12 protein-coding genes (1 of these 12 only partly in view) are annotated in these 23,144 nt (G+C 63.8%); 7 read left to right on the top strand and 5 right to left on the bottom strand.

Annotated features, from left to right (window positions below; translation table 11 throughout):
* From LOY70_RS20755 to LOY70_RS20765, 3 genes are all read right to left on the bottom strand, one after another.
* Window positions 1-803, bottom strand: partial view of a non-ribosomal peptide synthase/polyketide synthase gene (locus tag LOY70_RS20755; RefSeq protein WP_265029157.1) — the 5' portion only. It extends 12,748 nt beyond the left edge of the window; only the first 803 of its 13,551 coding nucleotides appear in the window; its start codon is at window positions 801-803; the stop codon falls past the left edge of the window.
* Complete coding sequence (locus tag LOY70_RS20760) at window positions 803-13,372, bottom strand: non-ribosomal peptide synthetase (RefSeq protein WP_265029158.1); 12,570 nt, start codon at window positions 13,370-13,372, stop codon at window positions 803-805. Before LOY70_RS20760 ends, LOY70_RS20755 begins: the two co-directional genes overlap by 1 nt.
* A gap of 213 nt (window positions 13,373-13,585) precedes the next feature.
* On the bottom strand, window positions 13,586-14,383 hold the full coding sequence (locus LOY70_RS20765; RefSeq protein ID WP_265029159.1) for a thioesterase II family protein: 798 nt from the start codon (window positions 14,381-14,383) through the stop codon (window positions 13,586-13,588).
* Window positions 14,384-14,527: 144 nt separating this feature from the next.
* Here LOY70_RS20765 and tam point away from each other — a divergent pair, with 144 nt between their 5' ends.
* The 6 genes from tam to LOY70_RS20795 all read left to right on the top strand — a co-directional run bounded on the left by tam (window position 14,528) and on the right by LOY70_RS20795 (window position 21,071).
* Entirely contained in the window at window positions 14,528-15,298 is a 771-nt protein-coding gene (gene tam / locus LOY70_RS20770) for a trans-aconitate 2-methyltransferase (RefSeq protein WP_265029160.1), read from the top strand.
* Window positions 15,299-15,380: 82 nt separating this feature from the next.
* Window positions 15,381-16,514 carry a cupin-like domain-containing protein gene (locus LOY70_RS20775; protein WP_265029161.1) on the top strand — a complete coding sequence of 378 codons (1,134 nt, stop codon included), beginning with the start codon at window positions 15,381-15,383 and terminating at the stop codon, window positions 16,512-16,514.
* Between the two features lie 311 nt (window positions 16,515-16,825).
* Window positions 16,826-17,626 (top strand): SDR family oxidoreductase, encoded by an 801-nt coding sequence (locus LOY70_RS20780; protein WP_265029162.1) that lies wholly within the window; start codon window positions 16,826-16,828, stop codon window positions 17,624-17,626.
* Complete coding sequence (locus tag LOY70_RS20785) at window positions 17,619-19,442, top strand: glycoside hydrolase family 15 protein (RefSeq protein ID WP_265029163.1); 1,824 nt, start codon at window positions 17,619-17,621, stop codon at window positions 19,440-19,442. The genes LOY70_RS20780 and LOY70_RS20785 overlap by 8 nt, the downstream gene beginning before the upstream one ends.
* A gap of 320 nt (window positions 19,443-19,762) precedes the next feature.
* Window positions 19,763-20,140 (top strand): hypothetical protein, encoded by a 378-nt coding sequence (locus tag LOY70_RS20790; RefSeq protein WP_265029164.1) that lies wholly within the window; start codon window positions 19,763-19,765, stop codon window positions 20,138-20,140.
* 28 nt (window positions 20,141-20,168) lie between these two features.
* On the top strand, window positions 20,169-21,071 hold the full coding sequence (locus LOY70_RS20795; RefSeq protein ID WP_265029165.1) for an alpha/beta fold hydrolase: 903 nt from the start codon (window positions 20,169-20,171) through the stop codon (window positions 21,069-21,071).
* Here the strand turns inward: LOY70_RS20795 and LOY70_RS20800 are convergent.
* A complete protein-coding gene (locus LOY70_RS20800) occupies window positions 21,040-22,032 on the bottom strand; it encodes a GlxA family transcriptional regulator (RefSeq protein ID WP_265029166.1) in 993 nt (330 codons plus the stop codon). The two genes, LOY70_RS20795 and LOY70_RS20800, sit on opposite strands and share 32 nt — an antisense overlap.
* Window positions 22,033-22,130: 98 nt before the next feature.
* On the opposite strand from LOY70_RS20800, the gene inhA reads away from it, so the two are divergent.
* Window positions 22,131-22,817, top strand: a complete 687-nt coding sequence (inhA, locus tag LOY70_RS20805; protein ID WP_265029167.1) for an isonitrile hydratase — start codon at window positions 22,131-22,133, stop codon at window positions 22,815-22,817.
* A 62-nt stretch (window positions 22,818-22,879) separates the two neighbouring features.
* Here the strand turns inward: inhA and LOY70_RS20810 are convergent, their stop codons facing one another.
* Window positions 22,880-23,137, bottom strand: coding sequence for an Atu4866 domain-containing protein (locus LOY70_RS20810; protein ID WP_265029168.1), 258 nt, complete (start codon window positions 23,135-23,137; stop codon window positions 22,880-22,882).
* Between the last annotated feature and the right edge of the window lie 7 nt (window positions 23,138-23,144).

A 23,144-nucleotide genomic window follows, 5' to 3' on the forward strand; every position in this document is an offset into this window, starting at 1 on the left:
GGTGGGCGTGGGTGATCGAGGGGCAGCTCTAAAACCGGTTGTTCGCCCCCCAGGGTCTGGAGCCAATAGGCCAGTTGCCGCTCGCGCTCACCGGCCTCGAGCCAGTGGCGCTGCCAGATGGCGTAGTCGGCGTACTGCACGGTCAGTTCCGGGAGTTCCAGTGGCTGGCCGGCAGTGTCGGCGGCGGTGTTGAAGGCGTAGTGACGCACCAGCTCATCCACCAGCACCTGCATCGACCAGCCATCGGAGATGATGTGGTGCTGGATCAGCGCCAGCACATGGTCGTCTTCGGCGATTTTCAACAGTGAAACCCGCAGCAGCGGCCCTTGGCGCAGATCGAATGGGCGCGCGCTTTGCGCCTCGACGAAGGCCTTGATGCTGTCGTCCTGGCTGGCCGGCGAACCGGCGGGTAATGCCTGGACCGCAATGCGCAGCGGCATGTGCGGGTGGATGACCTGCACGGCCTGCTCGCCATGCTCGATGAAGGTGGTGCGCAAGCTCTCGTGGCGCTCGACCAGGGCGTTGAAGCTGCGCTCCAGGGCGGCCACGTCCAACGGCCCCTTGAGGCGCAGGGCACTGGGGATGTGATAGGCCAAGCTGTGCGGGTCCATCTGCCACAGGAACCATTGGCGTTCCTGGGCATAGGACAGCGCGATGTGTTCGAACCCGGAGCGCACCTCGGGGATCGGCAGGTTGGCCGGCGAGACGCCCTCTTCGAGCATCTTTTCCAGGTACAGCCGGCGTTTGTCCAGCGGCAGAGTGATAAAGCGCTTGGCAATCCTCAAAGCAACACTCTTATCCATCAGACTTCCTCCATTTCATCAAGCAGGGCTTCCAGCTTGTTCAGTTTCTGTTCGTTGATGGGCCCGTCCCCGGTGTCCAGTTGCGCGACAAAGTCCCTTAGGACGGGGTGCTGGAAAATCAGTTGCGGGGTCAGGCTCAGCCCCAATTCGAGGGCCAGACGCGAGACGGCATTGACCGCCAGCAGCGAATGGCCGCCCAGCTCGAAGAAGTGGTCGTTCAGGCCCACGCGTTCCACCGTGAGCACCTGGGCCCAGATTGCTGCGACCTGCTGCTCGAGTTCACTGGCCGGCGCGACATAACCGGCCTGCAGCAAGCCGGTCTCCGGGGCCGGCAAGGCCTTGCGGTCGAGCTTGCCGTTGGGCGTCAGCGGCAGTTGGTCGAGGAACAGCAGATGGGCCGGAATCATGTAGTCGGGCAAGTGTTCCCTGAGACCGGCCTTGAGTTGATCGCGCAGGGCACGCAGCGCTTCGGTGGCGTCCAGGTCCAGCGCTGGGGCGACCACGTAGGCCACCAGTTGCTGGCCACCCGCCGCGTCCTGGGCCAGGACGGCCACCTCACGCACTTCGGGTTGTTGCAGCAGCCGCGCTTCGATTTCCCCCAACTCGATACGGAAGCCGCGGATCTTCACCTGATGGTCGATCCGGCCCTGATATTCGAGCACGCCATCGACGCGATAACGGCTCAGGTCGCCGGTGCGGTACAAGCGCTCGCCGTTGCTGGAAAACGGGTTGGGCACGTACTTCTCGGCGGTCATCGCCGCGCGGCCGAGGTAGCCACGGGTGATGCCCGCGCCGCTCAGGTACAGCTCGGCCGAGACGCCTTGGGGCACCGCTTGCAAGTCACTGTCCAGCAGGTAACTGGCGGTGTGCTTGAGGGGCCGGCCGATGTTCGCGGTGCCGCCGACGGTGCGGCGGGTCCAGGTGGAATAGGTGGTGTCTTCCGATGGGCCGTAGAGGTCGTAGACGTGTTCGATGCCCCCTTTCAAAGGCGACTCGGTCAACTGTGGGAGCGAGCTTGCTCGCGATGGCGATCCATCTGCTGGCTTATGTGTAATTGATCCACCGCTGTCGCGAGCAAGCTCGCTCCCACCTTGGTACACACATTGGTACAGCGCTTCCACCAGGCTCTGCTTCAACGGCTCGCCCGCCAGGTTGATGATGCGCACGCTGGCCGGAATTTCACCGCTGCGCTGCAACGCGGCGATGGCCGACGGCACGGTGTTGATCAGGCGCACCTGATCCCGGGCCGGCAGGTGGGGCAGCTCCAGGGCGTTACGCGCAATGATCAGCGAGCCGCCATTGGCCAGGGTCACGAACAGCTCCCACACCGACAAGTCGAAACACACGGAAGTGGAGGCGAGCACGCCTTGGATATCGTCGCGGCTGTAGACCGATTTCGACCAGTCGATCAGCGCCAGCACGTTGCGATGGGCAATCGCCACGCCCTTGGGCTTACCGGTGGAGCCGGAGGTGTAGATCACGTAGGCGAGGTTGTCTGGCGTGACCTGGGTGTGGGGTGCGCTCAGCGGGTAGTGCGTCAGGTCGAGTTGATCCAGCCGCAACACAGCGGTCTCGGCCGCAACGGTCAGCGTCGCCGCCACCGCTTGCTCGGTCAGCAGCACCCGCGCGCCGCTGTCGTCGAGCATGTAGGCCACGCGTTCGGCCGGATAGTCCGGGTCCAGCGGGACGTAGGCACCGCCGGCCTTGAGCACCGCCAGCAAGGCGATCAGCAACTGCTCGGAGCGCGGCATTGCCACGCCCACTCGCACTTCCGGGCCCACACCCAGTTCGATGAGTCTATGGGCCAGGCGATTGGCCTGGCCGTCCAATTCGCGGTAGCTCAGGCGCGTGTTGGCGAAGGTCACCGCCAGGGCATCTGGCGTGGCTTCGACCTGACGAGCGATCAGCTGGTGAATGCACAGCGCTTGCTCGAACGGGGCGTCCACCGGGTTCCAGTCATGGGTCAGGCGCTGATGCTCATCAAACTCAAGCATCGACAGTTCACCCAGGCAGCGTTCGCCATGGGTGGTCATCTGCCCCAACAGTTGCGCCAGGTGCGCCGCCAGTCGCGCCACGGTGGCGGGCTCAAAACTGGCCCGCTGGTAGCTCATGTGCACTGACAGCTGCCGATCAAGGCCCACCAACAGCGTCAACGGGTAGTTGGTCTGCTCCTGGGTGGCCACCGGACCGAAGCGCAGGCCGTCCGGCGCGCCTTGCTCCAAGGCTTGGGCAATCGGGTAGTTCTCGAATACCAGCAGGCTGTCGAACAGGGTTTCACCGCCCTGCCCGGCCCAGCGCTGGATGTCCAGCAACGCGGTGTGCTCGAACTCCCGCAGCGCCAGGTTCTGCCCTTGCACCGCTTGCAACCAACTGTCCAGGGACTGCTCGGCCCGCGGGCTGGCGATCACCGGCAAGGTGTTGATGAACAGGCCGATCTGCTGCTCGATGCCGGGCAAATCCGCCGGGCGACCGGCGACCGTCGCACCGAAGGCCACCGTGTCTCGACCGGTGTAACGCTGCAACAGCAGCAGCCATGCCGCCTGCACCAAGGTGTTGACGGTGACTTTCGAGGCACGGGCAAAGGCTTCCAGGCGTCGGGTCAGCGCTTCGTCCAGCACCTGGACATGATCGCCATAACCGGCCAGCGACTCTGCCGGCTTCGCCATAACGTCGGCCAGCCGCGTCGGCGTCTCCAGGCGTTGCAGCGCAGGCGTCCAGAACGCCTCGCTGGTGGCCTCGTCCTGGCGTTGCAGCCAGGCAATGTAGTCGCGATAGCGCCCGGCCGGACGGGCCACGCTGTCACCCCGGTAATGCTGCAAGACTTCACCGAGCAACTGCGCGCTGCTCCAGCCGTCCATCAGGATGTGATGGTTGGTGTAGATCAGGTGATGACGGTCGGTGCCGGTGCGCACCAGCACCAGGCGCATCAGCGGCGCGCTGGTCAGGTCCACGCCTTGGGCACGTTCTGCATCGGCGAGGGTTTGCAGGGCGCCATCAATATCAGTGCGCCCGCTCCAGTCGAGCACACGGAACGGCACCTCGACCTGACGCTGCACGATCTGCACCGGCTGCGCCAGGTCGCCCTGCCAGAAGAAGCCGCTGCGCAGGATGTCATGGGCATCGACCACGGCTTGCCAGGCGGCGCGGAAACGTTGCGGGTCGAGGCCCTCGACGTCGAGGCGCATCTGGTTGATGTAGTCGCCACTGCCCTGGCCGAGCAAGGAATGAAACAGCATGCCCTGCTGCATCGGTGACAGCGGGTAGATGTCGTCGATGGCCTGGGGCTGTTGCACCAGTATGTCCAGTTGCGCCTGGGTCAGCCGCGCCAGGGGGAAATCCGACGGCGTCACGCCACCGCTAGTGCTGTCGCAGCAATGGGCGATGAGCGCCGTGAGCTCCTGCACATAGTCATCGGCCAGGCGCTGGATGGTCGCGGCGTTGAACAGGTCGCCGCTGAAGGTCCAGCTCAAGTCCAGCTCGCCACCAAACACTTGGCCGTCGAGAGCCAGCGGACTGCCCAGCGGGCCTTGCAGGTTCACTTCTTCGCCGCCGCGCTCGCTGGTCGGCACGAACAAGGCCTCGTCGGCCCCATCGAAACTGCCGTCGAACTGGCCGAGGTAGTTGAAGGTCAGTTGCGGTTTCGGCAAGGCATGCAGGGTCTGGCGCGCAAAGTCATCGCCCAGGTGCGCCAAGGCGCCGAAGCCAATGCCCTTGTTGGGAATGGCGCGCAGTTGTTCCTTGATCTGCTTCAGCGAGGTGCCGAGATCGGCAGCCGGGGTCAGCTTTGCGGGGAACAGGCTGGTGAACCAGCCGACGGTACGGCTTAGGTCGACGTGGTCGAACAGATCTTCGCGACCGTGGCCTTCGAGTTGTACCCACACGCTGTCGTCGCCGGTCCAGCGCACCATCACCCGCGCCAGCGCGGTCAGCAGCAGGTCGTTGATCTGGGTGCGGTAGGCCGCCGGGGCCTGCTGCAACAGTTGCCGGGTGAGGGTTTTATCCAGTGCCGTGCGAATCGTCACGGCTTGGCAGTGTTGCTGCCCGCCCTGGGGATTATCCCAAGGCAACCCCGCCGAGGCGCCTTGCAACTGTTGCTGCCAAAAGCCCAGCTCGGCCTGCAAGGGTGCGCTGGCAGTGTAGTCCTGCAACGCGGCGGTCCAGGCTTTGACCGCGCTGGTCTTGGCCGGCAGTTGCAGCGCTGCGCCTGCGAGCCTCTGCCGATAAGCGCTTTGCAGGTCTTCGAACAGAATCCGCCAGGACACCCCATCCACCACCAGGTGATGCACGATCAGCAACAGCCGCTGCGTGCCGTCGGCGAGGTTCGCCAGCAGCCCGCGCAGCAGCGGCCCGCCATCCAGTTGCAGGCTGCGCTGGGCCCGGTCGCCCAGCACCTCCAGCTCAGCGAGATCGGCGACGTCGGCGTGCCAGAGCAGCGTGCCAGCGGCCTGCGTCTCGACGTCACGGTAACGCACGGTCCAGCCTTCGCCCTGCTCGATAAAGTCCAGGCGCAAGCTGTCGTGGTGCTCGATCAGCGCGCCCAAGGCTTGCTCCAACGCCTGCGCATCCAGTGCCTGCGCCGGCTTGAGCATCACTGACTGGTTCCAGTGATGGCGGTCGGGAATCGGCTGGGCGAAGAACCATTGATGAATCGGCAGCAGTGCGGTTTCGCCGGTCACGGGTTGCTGGTCGATCGACTGCCGCGGCGTGCCCGTCTGGACTACGGCGGCCAGGGCCTCGATGGTCTGGTGCTGGAACAGATCCTTCGGCGTGAAGTGAATACCGGCCAGCCGGGCGCGACTGACCACCTGGATCGAGACGATGGAATCGCCGCCCAGTTCGAAGAAGTTGTCCTGCAGGCCGACTTGCTCAAGCTTGAGTACGTCCTGCCAGATGGCCGCCAATTGCTGCTCCAGCGGGCTGCGCGGCGCCATGTAGGTTTGCTGCAATTGGCTGACGTCAGGCTTGGGCAGGTTCTTGCGGTCGAGCTTGCCGTTGGGGGTCAGCGGCAGGCGTTCAAGCAGCAGCAGATAGACCGGGACCATGTGCGCCGGCAGGGTCGCCTTGAGCTGCTCGCGCAGGTGCTCGGCGAACGCCTCACGCTGGGCTGCGGGCTCGTCAGCCACAACATAGGCCACCAGACGCTTGCCACTGCCAGCCGGGCCTTCCTGGGCCACCACGACCGTTTCACGCACGCCGTCCAGGGCTTGCAGGCTGGCTTCGACTTCACCCAGCTCGATGCGGAAACCGCGGATCTTCACTTGGTTGTCGATACGGTCCAGGTAATCGAAGGCGCCGTCGGTGCGTTGGCGCACCAGGTCGCCGGTGCGGTACAGCAAGCCGCCTTCAGCACTGAATGGATCAGCGACAAAGCGCTCGGCCGTCAGCCCCGGGCGGTTCAGGTAGCCCCGGGCCAGGCCGCTGCCGCCCAGGTACAACTCACCGGCCATGCCTTGGGGCAGCAGGTTCAAGTCAGCATCCAACACGTAGGCACTGCGGTCGCCGATACGACTGCCGATGGGCGCATACGCGGCGCCGCACGTCACGTCACGGCCGGCTTTCCAGATCAGCGGCGTGACCACGGTTTCGGTCGGGCCGTAGCCATTGATGATGAAGTCCGGATCGAGGGCGCGCTTGACCCGTTCGAAACTGGCGTTGGGCACCGCATCGCCGCCGAAGCAATAGATGCGCACCTTGGGCGGGTTACCTTCGCGCTCGGCGTGTTCGGCCAGTTGTTGCAGGTACACCGGTGGGAACGCCACCACGGTCACGCCGTGCTCGCGCATCGCGTTGTAGGTTTGCTCCGGGGTCCACAGGCTGTCGTCGCGAATCAGCAACGACGCGCCGTGGGTCAGGCTGGTGAGCCAGCGTTCGTGGGCACCGTCGAAGGCGAAGGACATGAAATGGAATTCGCAATCGCTGCCCTGCATTTCATAGCGCTCGCCGATGGCCTGGCAGTGCATCGCCAGCGGCCCATGGGCGACGCTCACGCCCTTGGGGTTGCCGGTGGAACCGGAGGTGTAGATCACGTACGCCAGGTTCTGTGGATCGACCTCGATGGAAGGTGCATGGATGGGTTGCAAGCTCAGGTCCAGGCGATCGAGTTCCAGCACCTGTGCGGCACGTTCCAGGGGCAGCTGTGCCGACACCCGGGAATCGGTGAGCAACAGCGCCAGCCCCGAATCCTCGATCAGGTACGCCAGGCGTTCACGAGGGTAGCTGGTGTCCAGCGGCACGTAGGCAGCGCCGGCCTTGAGCACCGCCAGCAGCGCGACGATCACCCCTTCGCTGCGCGGCAGGGCCACGCCGACGCGGGTTTCCGGGCCCACGCCACGAGCGATCAGGGCATGGGCCAATTGGTTGGCCCGGCGGTCGATCTCGCCATAGCTGAAGCGCTGGCCATCGAAAATCACCGCCGTGCTGTGCGGTTTCAGCGCCGCCAGATGGGCGATGCGTTGATGCACGGCGATGTCGGTCGGGTACGGTTGCGGGTAGTTGGCAGCCTGTTGCGCCTGGTGTTCCTCATCGTTGGCCAGGGCGATCTCGCCGAGGCGACGCTCGGCGGATTCGGCAAACCGTTCCAGCAAGTGCAGCAATTGCGCACTCAAGCGCTCGATGGTCGCGACGCTGAAATGCGCCCGGTCAAAACTCATGTGCAGCGCCAGCGTCTCGCCCAAGGTCACGCCCAGGGTCAGTGGATAGTGCGTCTGATCCTGGTTGGCGACTTCGCCGAACACCACGCCTTGGGCGGTGCCACGTTGCAGCGCCGCGGAGATCGGGAAGTTCTCGAACACCAGCAGGCTGTCGAACAGCGCTCCCCCGCCCTGCCCGGCCCAGCGCTGGATGCTCGCCAGCGGCGTGTGCTCGAATTCGCGCAGGCTCAGGTTCCGGGCCTGCACAGCGGCCAGCCAGGCGGCGACCGTCTGGTCCGGACGCGAACCTGCGATCACCGGCAAGGTGTTGATGAACAGGCCGACCTGTTGTTCGATGCCAACCAGCTCTGCCGGCCGCCCGGCCACGGTGGTGCCGAACGCCACGCAATCACTGCCGGTGTAACGCTGCAACAGCAGCAACCACGCCGCTTGCACCAGGGTGTTGACGGTGACTTTCTGCTGGCGGGCGAATGCATTGAGACGGCCCGTGCGCGGCGCATCCAGCGTGTAATGCCTGAGCGCGTGAGCGCTTTCGCTGCGCACTTCAGCACTCGCCGCGGCGGCGTTCGCCAGCAGCGTCGGCTCCTGGAGATCGGCCAGTTGCCCCAGCCAGAACGTTTCGCTGAGGGCTGTGTCCTGGCGCTGCAACCATTGGATGTAATCGGCGTAGCGGCTGACCGGACGCGGCGGTTGTTGACCGGCGTAGCGTTGCAGCACTTCGCCAAGCATCTGCGCGCTGCTCCAGCCGTCCATCAGGATGTGATGGTTGGTGAAAATCAGGTGGTGACGCTCATCGCTCAATTGAATCAGCGTGACCCGCAGCAGTCCGGCCTGAGTCAGGTCGAAGCCCTTAGCCAGGTCAGTGGCGGTGAAATCCTTGAGGGCCTGGGCGACATCATGGCGCTCGCGCCAATCGAGCAAGGTGTAAGGCAGCGCCAGGCGGCGATGGATGATCTGTAACTGCTCCTGCAACTCGCCTTGCCAGATGAAGCCGCTGCGCAGGATCTCGTGGGCGTCCAGGGTCGCCTGCCACGCGGCGCGGAAACGCTCGGGGTCGAGGCCATCGACATCCACGCACAGTTGGTTGATGTAGGTGCCGGTGCCCTGCTCGTACAAGGTGTGGAACAACATGCCTTGCTGCATCGGCGACAGCGGATAAATGTCCTCGATAGCGGCAGCGGGCACTGGGATCGCGTCCAACTGCGCCTGGGTGATACGCGCCAGTGGGAAATCCGACGGCGTGACGCCCATGGCATCGGCCAGGCAACAATGGTCGATCAGCGCTTCCAGTTCGCGGGCATAGTCATCGGCCAGACGGGCGATGGTCGCCTCGTTGAATTGCTCAGTGCTGAACGTCCAACGCAAGTCGAGCTCGCCGTCGTAGACCTGACCCTCGACGCCCAGCCCGTTGTCCAGCGGCGCATCGAGGCTCTGCTCACGCCCCGCGCTTTCGCCCGCCGGGCTGAACAGTGCGCCCTCGCTGGCATCGAAACTGCCGTCGAACTGGCCGAGGTAATTGAAGGTGATGCACGGCAATGGCAAGGCCTTGAGACAGGCTTGTGCCGCGTCGTCGCCCAGGTAGCGCAGCACACCAAAACCTATGCCCTTGTTCGGGATCGCCCGCAGCTGTTCCTTGATCTGCTTGATCGCGGCGCCCACGCTGTCGGCCGGAGTCAGGCGCACCGGGAACAGGCTGGTGAACCAGCCGACCGTGCGGGTCAGATCGACGTCGCTGAACAGCTCTTCGCGGCCATGGCCTTCCAGTTGAATCAGTGTGTCGGCACGCCCGGTCCAGCGGCAGATCACTCGCGCCAGGGCGGTCAGCAGCAGGTCATTGACCTGGGTGCGATACGCCGCGGGCGCCTGTTGCAGCAGTTGCTGGGTGAGGGTTTTGTCGAGTCGGCTGTGCAGCACTTTTGCGTATCGGCTTTGCCGGCTGCCTTGGGGGTTATCCCAGGGCAGATCCAGCACGGCGCCTTGCAGTTGCTGCTGCCAGAAGGTCAATTCGGCGCGCAGCGTTTCAGTGCTGGCGTAGGCCTGCAGATGTTCGCCCCAGGCCCTGTAGGCGCTGGTCTTGACCGGCAACTGGAGGGCGGCTCCGGCGCTGGCCTGTTGATAAGCCCGTTGCAGATCTTCCAGCAGGATGCGCCACGACACGCCGTCCACGGCCAGGTGGTGCACGGCCAGCAACAGACGCTGGCTGCCATCGGCCATGTTCGCCAGCACGGCACGCAGCAGCGGGCCATTTAGCAGGTCGAGGCTGCGCTGGGCCTTGGCACAGAGGTCTTGCAGCTCAGCGGCGCTCAGGTTGTCCGCGGTCCACAGCAGCTCGGGGTCGATCGCCACCGGCGCCACGTTGGCGCGCCAGCCCGTCGGGGTTTCGGTAAAGCGCGAACGCAAGGCATCGTGATGCGCCAGCAGTGCGTTGAGCGCCTGGAGCAACGCCGGTGCCTGCAACGGTAGATGGCTGCGCAACAGGACGGCCTGGTTCCAGTGGTGACGCTGGACAATGGCGTCCTCGAAAAACACCTGCTGGATGGGCAGCAATGGCAGCTCGCCGCTGACCGGTCCTTGATCGATCTGCAAGCCACTGCCGCCCTGCTGCGCGACGCTCGCCAGGCCTTGCACGGTTTGATGCTGGAACAGGTCACGGGGGGTGAAATAGATCCCGGCCTGCCGCGAGCGGCTGACCACCTGGATCGAGATGATCGAGTCGCCGCCCAGCTCGAAAAAGTTGTCGGTCAGGCCGACCTGCTCAAGCTTGAGTACGTCTTGCCAGATGGCCGCGATGCCTCGTTCCAGCTCACTGCGGGGCGCGATGAAGGCTTGCTGCAGTTGGCTGGCATCGGCTGAAGGCAAGGCTTTGCGGTCGAGCTTACCGTTGGGGCTCAGCGGCAATTGCGCCAGGAACAGCACCTGGGTCGGCACCATGTAATCCGGCAGGTGTTCCTTGAGTTGCGCCTTCAGGGTTTCCCGTGCCGCGCCCTGCGCCTCGGCCGAGGCCGACACCAGCGATGCATCCTGGGGCACCACGTAGCCCACCAGTTGCAGGCTGCTGCCACCCTGCACCGCCAACACGACGGCCGCGTTTACCGCGTCCAGTTCCAGCAGCCGCGCTTCGACTTCGCCCAGCTCGATGCGCAAACCACGGATCTTCACTTGATGGTCAACGCGACCGACGTATTCGATCTGGCTCAAGGTGTTGAAACGTGTCAGGTCGCCGGTGCGATACAGGCGCGCGCCGGTGGTGGAGAACGGATCGGGAATGAAACGTTCGGCGGTCAGACCCGGACGCTGGAAGTAACCGCGCGCCAGCAGCTCGCCGCCAATCAGCAACTCGCCAACCACGCCCACCGGTGTGGGTTCGAGGTGCCCATCGAGCAGATAGGTGTGCCGGCCTGGAAGCGGTTGGCCAATGGGCAAGGTCAACGGCAGCGGCCGGCGATTGAAGACGTAGTCACTGCAATCAAGGGTGGTGGCGGTGACCGTGGCTTCGGTCGGGCCGTAGGTGTTGAGCAGCTTGACCCGCTCGAGCCCGGCCCGGCGCCAGGCCTGCACGCCTTCGGGCGGCATCGCTTCACCACCGCTGTGCACCTGGCGCAGCGCCGCGTAGTCACGCGGGCCGACAGCGGCGAACTCCTTGGCGATCATGTTCCAGTAGGCGGTGGTCAGGTCCATGACCGTGATGCCCTGCTCGACGATCTGGCGGTACAGAGTTTCGCTGTCCCACACCTCGTTGCCACGCAGCAGCACCGAGGCGCCGCAGGTCAGCGGCCCGAACAGTTGCTCGCCAAAGGCATCGAAGTTGAACGTGGCGAATTGCAGCACGCAGTCGGCACTGCTCAAACCGTAATAGTGCTGCGAGGCAAACGCATGCTTGCTCAGCGCGCCATGACTGATGCCGACGCCTTTCGGGCGCCCGGTCGAGCCGGAGGTGAACATGACGTAGGCCAGGCTGTCGGCCCACACCTGGCGTTGCAGATTGCCGGGCTCGGCGCCTTCCCAAGACTGGCCCTGATCCAGGCACAAGCAACGCACGCCATCGGGCACAGGCAGGCGTTCAAGCCAGTGGCTTTGGGTCAGGAGCAGGCGACTGGCGCTGTCTTGAATCATGAATCGCAGGCGATCGACCGGGTACTGAGGGTCCAGCGGCACGTACGCACCGCCGGCCTTGAGCACGGCAAGGATGGCGACCACCAGTTCCAGGCTGCGGTCGACAGCTATGCCCACCAGCACGTCAGGACCGACACCCGCCGCCACCAACGTGCGCGCCAGGCGGTTGGACCGGGCGTTGAGCTGGCCATAGGTCAATCGTTGTCCATCGCAGATCAAGGCGATGGCGTCCGGGCTGCGTTCAGCTTGCGCCTCGAACAGTTCGTGTACCGGGCGCTCGCTCGGCCAGGTCGTGTCGTGGCGCCCCCACTCTGTCACCAACTGCCGATATTCAGCCGGCGCCAGCAACGCGAGTTCGCCGACCCGCTGCTGTGGGTCGGCGACGATGTTGCGCAACAGCAGCGTCCAGTGCCGCGCCATGCGCTCGATGGTTTCGGGGTTGAACAAGTCGCTGGCGTAGGTGAACGCGGCATGCAATTGGCCGCCCTTTTCGTAGGTGTCCAGGCTCAAGTCGAACTGGGTGCTGCGCGATTCCCATTCGATGACACCCAGCTCCAGACCACTGCCGACTTTCAGCGTGGTGACGTCGGCCACTTCCGGCTGGTGGTTGTACATCACCTGGAACAATGGGTTGTAGCTCAGGCTGCGCTCAAGCTTCAGCGCCTCGACCAGCCGTTCGAAGGGCAGGTCCTGGTGGGCCTGGGCGCCGAGGGCGGTTTCCTTGATGTCACGCAACAGGTCGCCAAGGCGGGCCTGGCCATCCACTTGCACCCGCAACACTTGGGTGTTGACGAAAAAACCGATCAACCCTTCGATTTCCTGGCGGTTGCGGTTGGCGACCGGGACGCCGACCCGCAGGTCGGCTTGTCCGGTGTAACGGTGTAGCAGGATATTGAAGGTGCCCAGCAACAGCATGAACAAAGTGACCCCCTGCTGCCGGGCAACGCCGCGCAGTTGCTCGACCAGCTCGGCCTCCACCACGTGCTCCAGACAGCAACCGCGATAGCTCGGCAGCACCGGCCGTGGGTAATCGAGGGGCAGCTCCAACACCGGATGCTCGTCGCCCAGTTGCGCTTGCCAGTAATCGAGTTGCCGCTGCAGCTCGCCGGCCTCCAGCCAACGACGTTGCCACAGGGCGTAGTCGCTGTACTGGATCGGCAAGTCGGCCAACTGCGGTGCAACGCCCGCCTCATGGGCGTCGTAGAAACGGATGAACTCATCGATCAACACGTTCATGGACCAGCCATCGGAAACGATGTGGTGCAGGGTCAGCAGCAGCACATGTTCCTGCTCATCGAGCTTGAGCAATTCGACCCGCAGCAACGGGCCGCAGGCCAGGTCGAAGGGCCGCATCGACTGGGCCTCGGCAGCCAGGCGAACCGCCTGCTCGCGCTCGTCCGCCGGCATGGCACTGAAGTCCGCGTGGTCGATCACCAGCGGCGCGCTGGCCGGCACCTGCAGGAGACGGTCGTCGGCCTGGCGCTGGAACACTGTGCGCAGGGTTTCATGCCGCGCCACCAGGCTGGCGAAGGCCTGTTCCAGGGCCGGCAGGCTCAACACTCCGCTGAGCCGCACCGCCCCCGGCAGGTTGTAGGCGCCGCTGTCCGGCTCCAGCTGCCAGAGGAACCACATGCGCTGCTGGGCATAGGACAAGGCCTGGCGATCCTCGGCCTCGACGCCCTGGGGAATGGGGAAACCGCTGAACTCCACGCCCTCCTTGGCCAACGCCGCGAGGAACATCCGGCGCTTGTCCAGGGGCAACCCGATAAACCGGCGAGCAAGTTTCAAGGCGTCTTCAGCATTCATTTCTGGGGTATCCGGAATCAGTGGGCACAAGGCACAAAGGCAAGTCGTCCCTATAAAACGAATGCAGACCGGAAAAATTAGCGTTTGAGAACAGGTATCAGGAAGAGCATCCCGACATGCAACAGACCGCCCACAGTGTGGCGAGGGGATTTAGCGAAACGTCGCACCGCCCCGCTGGGCTGCGCAGCAGCCCCCTCAGGAGAACAATCTCAATCAATCTGACAAACTGGGTTGACCATTTTCGGGGCTGCTGCGCAGCCCAACGGGGATAAATCCCCTCGCCACAGTCGCCAACCCATGCCGCCGATGATGCACGCTCAACTGATCCTTGATCAGTCGCAGCACCCTGGCCTCGTGCAGGTGAATGAAGAAGTGCCCACCGGACAGCATGTCCACCGAAAAACTGCCTGTGGTTTCCTGGCGCCAGCCAATCAGTTGCTCGGTGGTGGCCTTGTCGGTGGTGCCGCCAAGCACATGCACCGGGCAGTTGAGCCGTGGTCGCACCCGGGGCTGGAAACGTCCGCACAGCAGGAAGTCCGCCCGCAGGATCGGCAAGGTCAGGGCCATCAGCTCTTCGTTGGCCAATATTTCCTCACTGGTACCGTTGAGGGTGCGCAGTTGGTCGATCAGTTCGACGTCGGTTTTCGGCTCGGCGAAACCACGGTCGTAATCGGCCCGCATGGTCGGCGCCGCAGTGCCCGAGGCAAACAGCGCCACCGGCTCCGGGCAGCCGAGTTCGCGCAAGGCGTAGGCGATTTCACAGGCCAGCAGCGCACCCAGGCTGTGACCGAACAGCGCGTAAGGGGCCTTGATCGAGGGCAACAGCTCTCGCGCCAACTGCATCGCCAACGGGCCCATGTCGGTGTGCAGCGGTTCGTCGAAACGTGCTCCGCGTCCCGGCAGCTCCACCGGCTGCACGTGCAGCCACTGCGGCAATGTGCGCCGCCAACGGCTGTAAACCATCGCGCTGGCGCCAGAATAAGGCAAGCACAGCAGGGTCAGTTGAGTCACTGCGGTTTTCTCCGATCGGTCGTGTATGGAAAATAACGAAGGAACAGCACACAGAATTAGTCAAAAACGTTACGTTCGCTACATCTTCCATGCGCCCCCTTATACTGGCGGCACCTCGACCACTCCACCACAAAGGAGCACGCCATGAGCTGGTCCGCCAAGCAATACGTCACCTTCGAACAGGAACGCACCCGTCCGGCCCGGGACCTGCTGGCCGCCATTCCCTCCGTGGAAGCGCGCTCAGTGATCGACCTGGGTTGCGGCCCCGGGAACTCCACCGAGCTGCTGGTGGAACACTTCCCCGGCGCCACGGTGCGCGGCCTGGACAGTTCCGCCGACATGATCGAAGCCGCGCGCCAGCGCTTGCCGGCCGTCACGTTCGACACGGCGGACATCGGCCGATGGAACGAACCCGGGCCGTTCGACGTGATTTTCGCCAACGCCGTGCTGCAATGGCTGCCCGACCACGCCACCCTGTTGCCTTCGCTGGTGGACAAACTCGCCGAGGGTGGCAGCCTGGCGGTCCAGATGCCCGACAACCTCCACCAACCATCCCACCAATTAATGCGGGAAATCGCCGCCAACGGCCCCTGGGCCACCCCACTGGCCGGGGTGGCTGATATGCGTACGAAAGTCGAGGACACCAGCACTTATTACGCGATCCTCAAGTCCCACTGCACCCGCGTCGACGTGTGGCGCACCACCTATCACCATCCACTGGCCGGCGGTGCCGAGGGCGTGGTGGAGTGGTTCAAGGGCAGCGCTTTGCGGCCGTTTCTCGAGCGGCTGGATCAGGCGCAGCGCGAGCAGTATCTGGAGCGTTATCTCCAGGCGATCGAACAGGCTTATCCCGCGTTGGACGATGGCACGGTATTGCTGCCGTTTCCCCGGGTGTTCATGGTTGCGACGCGCTAAGGCGATGGTCAGCAGCGAGGGCTAAATTTCTGATGAAGGCCCTCGTTACCTGCTAAGACCAAAACCCACAAGAGTGACCGCCGTGGACCTGCAAACCATCCTGGGCAAACTGTTCGCCAATGCCGGCGCCGTCGGTATCGAAGGTGTCTTCCAATTCGTGTTCGGCCCGCATCAGGCGTATTGGTCCGAGGTCAAGGCCAGCAGCCGCACCCAGGCCGGTCGGCACACCAGCCCCGACGTCACCATCGAGGTGGCGGAAAAGGATTTTCTCGGGATCATGGCCGGCATGGCCAATGTCGAAGAACTGTTTGCCAGCGGTCGGCTGAAGATCGGCGGCAACATGGGCCTGGCGACGTTGCTGCCGCAGATCATCGACCATGCCCGTCATGGCGGTGGCGTGGTGGAAAAGGTCGACATGAACAAGCGCTACCCCACCCCGGCGCGTTTCAGCGAAAAACTCACCGCCAGCCTGCCCACCCAATACAGTGTGGAACGACGACCGCGTAGCGAGCTATCGGTGCAGGAGTTTCAAGCACGCTACCTGCCCCATGGCATTCCGGTGGTCATCAGCGATGCCTTGCAGGACTGGCCGTTGTTCAAGCTCAGCCGCGAGGAGTCCCTGGTGCACTTTGCCGAGCTGCAAGGCATTACCCGCCATGGCGACTACGTGAAGAAAACCTTCTCTACCGAACGGGATTTCCGCTCCACGTCCATGGCCGACTTCATCGCCTCCCTGGACAGCCCGGCGGTCAAGGGCGCCGACGGCGAACCACCGGCCTACATGGGCAACAACATCCTGCCGGCGCAATTGATGGAGCAGATCCAATACCCGCCCTATTTCGACCCGTCGCTGTTCATCCCACCGCGCATCTGGATCGGCCCCAAGGGCACCCTGACGCCGCTGCACCGCGATGACACCGACAACCTGTTTGCCCAGGTCTGGGGGCAGAAGATCTTCACCCTCGCCGCACCCCATCACCGCGAAGCGCTGGGTACGTGGTCCACAGCGCCCCAAGGCGGGCTGGACGGTTGTGACTTCAACCCCGACGCGCCGGACTACCAGCGCTTCCCCCACGCCCGGGACGTGACCTTCCTGCGGGTGACGCTGGAGGCCGGGGATCTGTTGTTCCTGCCCGAAGGTTGGTTCCATCAGGTGGAGTCGGTGTCCACGTCGTTGTCGGTGAATTTCTGGGTGAACTCGGGGCGGGGTTGGTAGCCGCCGGAGTTCGAACACCGCCCTTGTGGCGAGGGGATTTATCCCCGCTGGGCTGCGCAGCAGCCCCTCCAGAAGACAACGCCATTAACCTGACACAGCGAGTTGGCAGCCTTTGGGTCTGCTCCGCAGCCCAGCGGGGATAAATCCCCTCGCCACAGATAAATCTCCTTTCCACAGATAAATCACCTTGCCACAGGTTTTGTGTTCGGTATGTGCGTGTCGCTCCATCGTGAAGATCACTTCACCCAAATGAACTCTGCCCGCCTCACGCCAGTCAGCAGGTAAGGCCCTCAGTTCAAGGTGCTAGACCCATGCAGATATCCCTCGCGCAACAAGTCGCCCTGGTCACCGGCGCCAGCTCGGGCATTGGCGCAGGTTCGGCCAGGGCGTTGGCGAACGCTGGTGCCGCCGTGGTGCTCAACTACCATTCCAGCGCCGGCCCGGCGCAAGACCTGGCCCGTGAAATCAATGAAAACGGCGGCCGCGCCATCGCCGTCGGGGCCGATGTGTCGAAAGAGCCGGACGTCGAGCGGCTGTTCGCCCAGACCCTCGAAGCCTTTGGCACGCTGGACATCCTGGTGGCCAATTCCGGTCTGCAAAAAGACGCTGCGGCCGTCGACATGAGCCTGGAAGACTGGAACACCGTGATCGGTACCAACCTCACTGGACAGTTCCTCTGCGCCCGCGCCGCCCTGCGGATCTTCACCCGCCAGGGCATTCGCCGGGGCGTGTCCCGGGCCGCTGGCAAGATCATTCACATGAGTTCGGTGCACCAACGCATTCCCTGGGCCGGTCACGTCAACTACGCCGCGTCCAAGGGCGGTGTCGATCTACTGATGCAGAGCCTGGCCCAGGAAACCAGCCATCAGCGCATCCGCATCAACAGCATCGCCCCCGGCGCCATCCGCACGGCCATCAACCGCGACGCCACCGAAGGCGCACAGGAGCAGAAACTGCTGGAGCTGATTCCTTATGGTCGTGTGGGCAACGTGGAAGACGTCGCCAACGCGGTGGTCTGGCTGGCGTCGGACTTGTCCGACTACGTGGTAGGCACCACGTTGTTCATCGATGGCGGGATGAGCCTTTATCCGGGGTTTCGCGGCAATGGCTGATCATGACGAACCACAGAGCCCCATCGAGAACCACGGCATCATCGGCGACATGCGCACCGCCGCGCTGGTCAATGACCGCGGCAGCGTCGACTTTTTCTGCTGGCCGGAATTCGACAGCCCGTCGATCTTTTGCTCGCTGCTGGACACCCCCGAAGCGGGCATTTTCCAACTCGCGCCCGACCTGCTCGATGCCCGTCGCCAACAAATCTACCTGCCCGACACCAACGTGCTGCAAACCCGCTGGCTGAGCGACGGCGCCGTGGTGGAAGTCACCGACCTGCTGCCCATAGGCGACAGCGAGGATGATTTGCCGGTGTTGATGCGCCGGGTGCGCATGACCATTGGCAGCGCGACGTTTCGCATGCGCTGCGCGGTGCGCCACGACTACGCCCGGGCCGCCACCACGGCGCGCCAGGACGGTGCCCACATCTGCTTCGACGCACCGAGGCAACCGAGCCTACGCCTGTGTTCCGACCAGACCATGACGCTGGACGGCAACGCGGCGGTGGCCGAGTTCACCCTGGAACAGGGCCAGACCGCCGAGTTCCTATTGGGCGGCATCGACGATCCGCGACTCCAGGATGACGTCAGCGCGATCTGCCTGGAACGCACCCTCGCGTTCTGGCGCGGCTGGATCGGCCAATCGAACTATCGCGGGCGCTGGCGGGAAGTAGTCAACCGCTCGGCCCTGGCGCTGAAGCTGCTGACCTCGCGCAAACACGGCGCCATCCTCGCTGCCGCCACCTTCGGCCTGCCGGAAACCCGGGGCGGCGAGCGCAACTGGGATTACCGCTACACCTGGATCCGCGACGCTTCGTTCACCGTCTATGCATTCATGCGCCTGGGCTTCGTCGAAGAAGCCAACGCCTACATGCGCTTCTTGCGCAATCGAGTCAGTGACTGCTGTGACCAGCCGACCAAGCTCAACATCCTGTACGGCCTGGACGGCCGGCTGGAGTTGCCGGAAACCGAGCTGCCCCACCTGAGTGGTTTCGGTGGCGCGCAGCCGGTGCGCATCGGCAACCTCGCCTACCAACAGGTGCAGCTGGATATCTTTGGCGAGCTGATGGACGCGGTGTACCTGGTCAACAAATACGGCGAAGCCATCTCCCATCAAGGCTGGAAACATACCGTCGACGTGGTCGACCAGGTGTGCGAGGTCTGGCAGGACAAGGACGTGGGCATCTGGGAAATGCGCGGCGACAAGCAGCATTTTCTGCATTCGCGGTTGATGTGCTGGGTTGCCGTTGACCGCGCCATCCGCCTGGCCGAAAAACGCTCCCTGCCTGCTCCATTCGCCCGTTGGGACGAGACTCGCCAGGCCATTTACCAGGACATCTGGACGAATTTCTGGAACGAGGAACACCAACATTTCATCCAGCGCCAGGGCAGCACCGCCCTGGACGGTTCAATGTTGTTAATGCCCTTGGTGCGTTTCGTCAGTGCCCGCGACCCGCGCTGGCTATCGACCCTGGACGCCATTGAAAAAAGCCTGGTGCGCGACGGCATGGTGTACCGCTACCGCAACGACGACAGCCCCATTGATGGTCTCAGCGGCATCGAAGGCTCATTCGCCGCCTGCTCGTTCTGGTACGTCGAATGCCTGGCCCGCGCCGGTCGCGTGGAAAAAGCCCAGTTGGAATTCGAACAGCTGCTGCGCTACGCCAACCCGCTGGGGCTGTACGCCGAAGAGTTCGACAGCCATGGGTATCACTTGGGCAATACCCCGCAGGCCCTGACCCACTTGGCGTTGATCAGCGCGGCGAGTTTTCTGGATCGCAAATTGAGTGGGGAGAAGAATCATTGGCAGCCGTGAGCGAGGTCGCCAGCACTTTCGGGTGAACACACTGTGGCGAGGGGATTTATCCCCGCTGGGCTGCGAAGCGGCCCCAAAATCTGGCAACTCGGTATGTCAGGTTAATTGAGGTTGTTCTTTTGAGGGGCTGCTGCGCAGCCCAACGGGGATAAATCCCCTCGCCACAGATAAATCCCCTCGCTACAAAAGCGATCACCGCCACTTCCCTATTTATCGCCACTCCCCGTTACAGGTTGCCAGCCCCCCAAACCCCTCCTAAGATCGATGCTCTCACGGGTGCAGCGGAGCTGCCCGATAAAAACCCGACTCAAGGACCTGACATGACCCATATCAAACGCCCCATCACCACCCCACCCCGAACAGGCCTGACCCGGGAAGACCTCTGGGAAGGCCAGGACCGGGGCCTGATCAAATGCTGGGAAATCGGTCGCGACCGCGCGCTGAAGTTTCCGGAACTGGCGCAACGCTGCCTGGCCGGTGAATTGCCGGTGCTCGGCTGGAAAGGCGGCGTCAGCCGCAGCCTGAAGAAAAACGCAAAATTCGGTTGTCTCAAATATCTCGCACAATGGCAGGGCCTGCGCGGTGAAGACCTGGACATCGACCTGACCCAGGAACGCACCCTGACCTGCTCGAACACGAACATGATCGTGACGTTCACGCCGGATCGGGCCAAATATGTGAATCAGGAACCTGCCTGAGCGCAACCACGCAATGCCGGAGACCAACATGAACCTCGAGCCCAGGATCAACTTCGCAGTGACGCCCTTGCTGCGCATCGCCTACGAAGAACACGGCCCCGCCAAGGGCGAACCGGTGATCCTGCTGCACGGGTTCCCTTACGATCCCAGGGCTTTCGATGAAGTCGCGCCGGTTCTGGCCCAGCGGGGCTATTGGGTCATCGTGCCCTACCTGCGCGGCTACGGCCCAACCCGGTTCAACAACCCGGCCATCCTGCGCTCCGGCCAACAAGCGGCGCTGGCCCAGGACCTGCTGGACCTGATGCACGCCCTCTCCATCCCCCAGGCGGCGTTGTGCGGCTATGACTGGGGCGGTCGGGCCGCGTGTATCGTCGCGGCGCTGTGGCCCGAGCGCGTGCGCTGCCTGGTGACCGGGGATGGCTATAACCTGCAGGATATTCCCCGATCCAAACAACCGCTGGACCCGCAAACCGAACATCGCCTGTGGTACCAGTATTATTTCCACACGGCGCGGGGCGTCGAGGGCCTGACACAGAATCGACGCGAACTGTGTGAACTGCTCTGGCGCCTGTGGTCACCGACCTGGAAGCGCGGCGCCGAACTTTATCCCCTCAGTGCCCCATCGTTCGACAACCCGGATTTTGTCGACGTGGTGATTCATTCCTACCGTCATCGCTTCATGTACGCACCGGGCGACCCGACGCTAGAATGGCTGGAAGAACGACTTGCCGAGCAACCGGTCATCAGTGTACCGAGCATTTCCTTGTGCGGAGCCGACGATGGCGTGGGGCCTGCGCCGGAACACGATGAAGACGCCAGGCATTTCAGCGGCTTCTACGAGCGCCGAGTGCTGGCCGGTGTAGGCCACAACATCCCCCAGGAAGCCCCTGAGGCCACGCTCAAGGCATTGCTGGATCTGCTTGAGGGCTGAGCGCAAACCGCTCGCGATACGCCTGGGGCGTCACCCCCATGGCCCGCAGGAAGCTGCGGCGCAGGGTTTCTTCGCTGCCAAAGCCGCATTGCACCGCCACGCGCTTGATCGACACCGCCGTGTCGGCCAGCAGGCGGCGAGCGGTCTCCACCCGAATCAACTCCACCGCCCGCGCCGGGGTCTGGCCGGTGTCGGCGCGGTAGTGGCGGACAAAACTGCGTTCGCTCATGCCCACCTCGGCGGCCAGGCTCGGTAAGCCCAGGTCACGGGTGAGGTTTTCGGCAATCCACGCATGCAAGTCGTCAAAACGGCTGCCCTGTTTCTGCAGCGACAGCGTCACGCTGAACTGCGATTGCCCGCCAGGCCGCTTGAGAAACACCACCAGATGCCGGGCGACCTCCAGGGCCACGGCACGGCCCAGGTCTTCCTCGACCAGTGCCAAGGCCAGGTCGATACCGGCGGTGACGCCAGCCGACGTCCAGACCGGGCCATCGTTGATGAAAATCGGATTGGGTTCGACCCGCAATTGCGGATGCTGCTCGGCCAATTGCTCGCAACGGGTCCAGTGCGTCACCACTCGCCGTCCGTCCAGCCAACCACTGGCGGCCAGCAGGAAGGCCCCGGTACACACCGACGCCACGCGCCGCGAGCGCAGGCCATGTTCCTTGACCCAGGCCACCAGTGCCGGATCTTTCGCCGCTTCGTACACGCCCCAGCCGCCGGCGATCAGCAAGGTGTCGCTGCCTTCGCTTGGCAGCGGCTCGGCCATCAGCGCCAACCCCGCCGACGACATCACCGCCCCGCCGCCAGAGGCGATCACCGTCGGCGCGTACGGCAACGGCAAGCCTTGCTGGCGGGCCAGGTCATTGGCCGAAGCGAACACTTGCAAGGGCCCGGTGACATCCAGCACTTGCACGTTGGCAAAGGCCAGGACGTGAACGGTTTTCGGAGTATTGGGCATATTGGCGTAATTCGTGGGCTTATTGGCGTATGCGCCAAATCCTACGAGCCTAAAGTAAAGCCGTCCACCCCTCGGGCATCCTTAAGGAGAAAATCACCATGACGCTGCAGATCGGTTTGCTGCTATTCCCCCAGGTTCAGCAACTGGACCTGACCGGTCCTTATGACGTGCTGGCCTCGTTGCCCGACGTGAAGGTTCACCTGATCTGGAAAGACTTGGCGCCGGTCACCTCCAGCACCGGGTTGAGGCTGTTGCCAACCACCACGTTCGAGGATTGCCCGAAGCTTGACGTGATCTGCGTCCCCGGTGGTACCGGCGTCGGCCCCTTGATGGAAGACGAGCAGACCCTGGCGTTCATCAAGCGACAGGCCAGCCACGCGCAATACATCACCTCGGTGTGCACCGGTTCACTGGTGCTCGGTGCGGCAGGCCTGTTGCAAGGGAAACGGGCCACGACCCACTGGGCCTACCACAGCTTGCTGGCTACCCTGGGCGCGACACCGATCAAGGAACGGGTGGTCCGCGACGGCAACCTGCTTACCGGTGGCGGCATTACCGCCGGGATCGATTTCGCCTTGACCCTGGCGGCGGAATTGTTCGACCAGGACACTGCCGAACTGGTCCAATTGCAACTCGAATACGCCCCTGCCCCGCCGTTCAACGCCGGCTGCCCGGACACTGCACCCGCGCAAGTATTGGAAGAAGCCCAGCGGCGCGCGGCGGAGTCGTTCCGGGTACGCTCGCAGATCGCCCAGCGCGCTGCGGCGCGGTTGGAACAGGCGTAACGATCGGTCCCGATCCGTGGTGAGGGGAGTTGTCCCCCCTCACCACAAAGGTCATCGGTTCATCACCCCTCCTGGCGATACAGCACCATTCCCGCGTGATAGAGCACGCCTTCGCGAAAATCCCCGTCGGCGGTAAAACCGGTGTCGTCGTGGTATTCGATATGGTCGTCCTGCAGCCAGTAGTCGCCTTGATAAGCACTTTCACACAAACCCCGTGCTTCGTCGTAGCGTCCGCCTGGCAAGAGCCGATGGCGGATCACGCCATCGGCCGTCACCCACAGGCCGACGAATTTATCCTGGTCTCCAAATGCCTTTCTCATGGAGCAT

This window comes from Pseudomonas sp. B21-054 (assembly GCF_026016345.1).
Lineage (GTDB): Bacteria > Pseudomonadota > Gammaproteobacteria > Pseudomonadales > Pseudomonadaceae > Aquipseudomonas.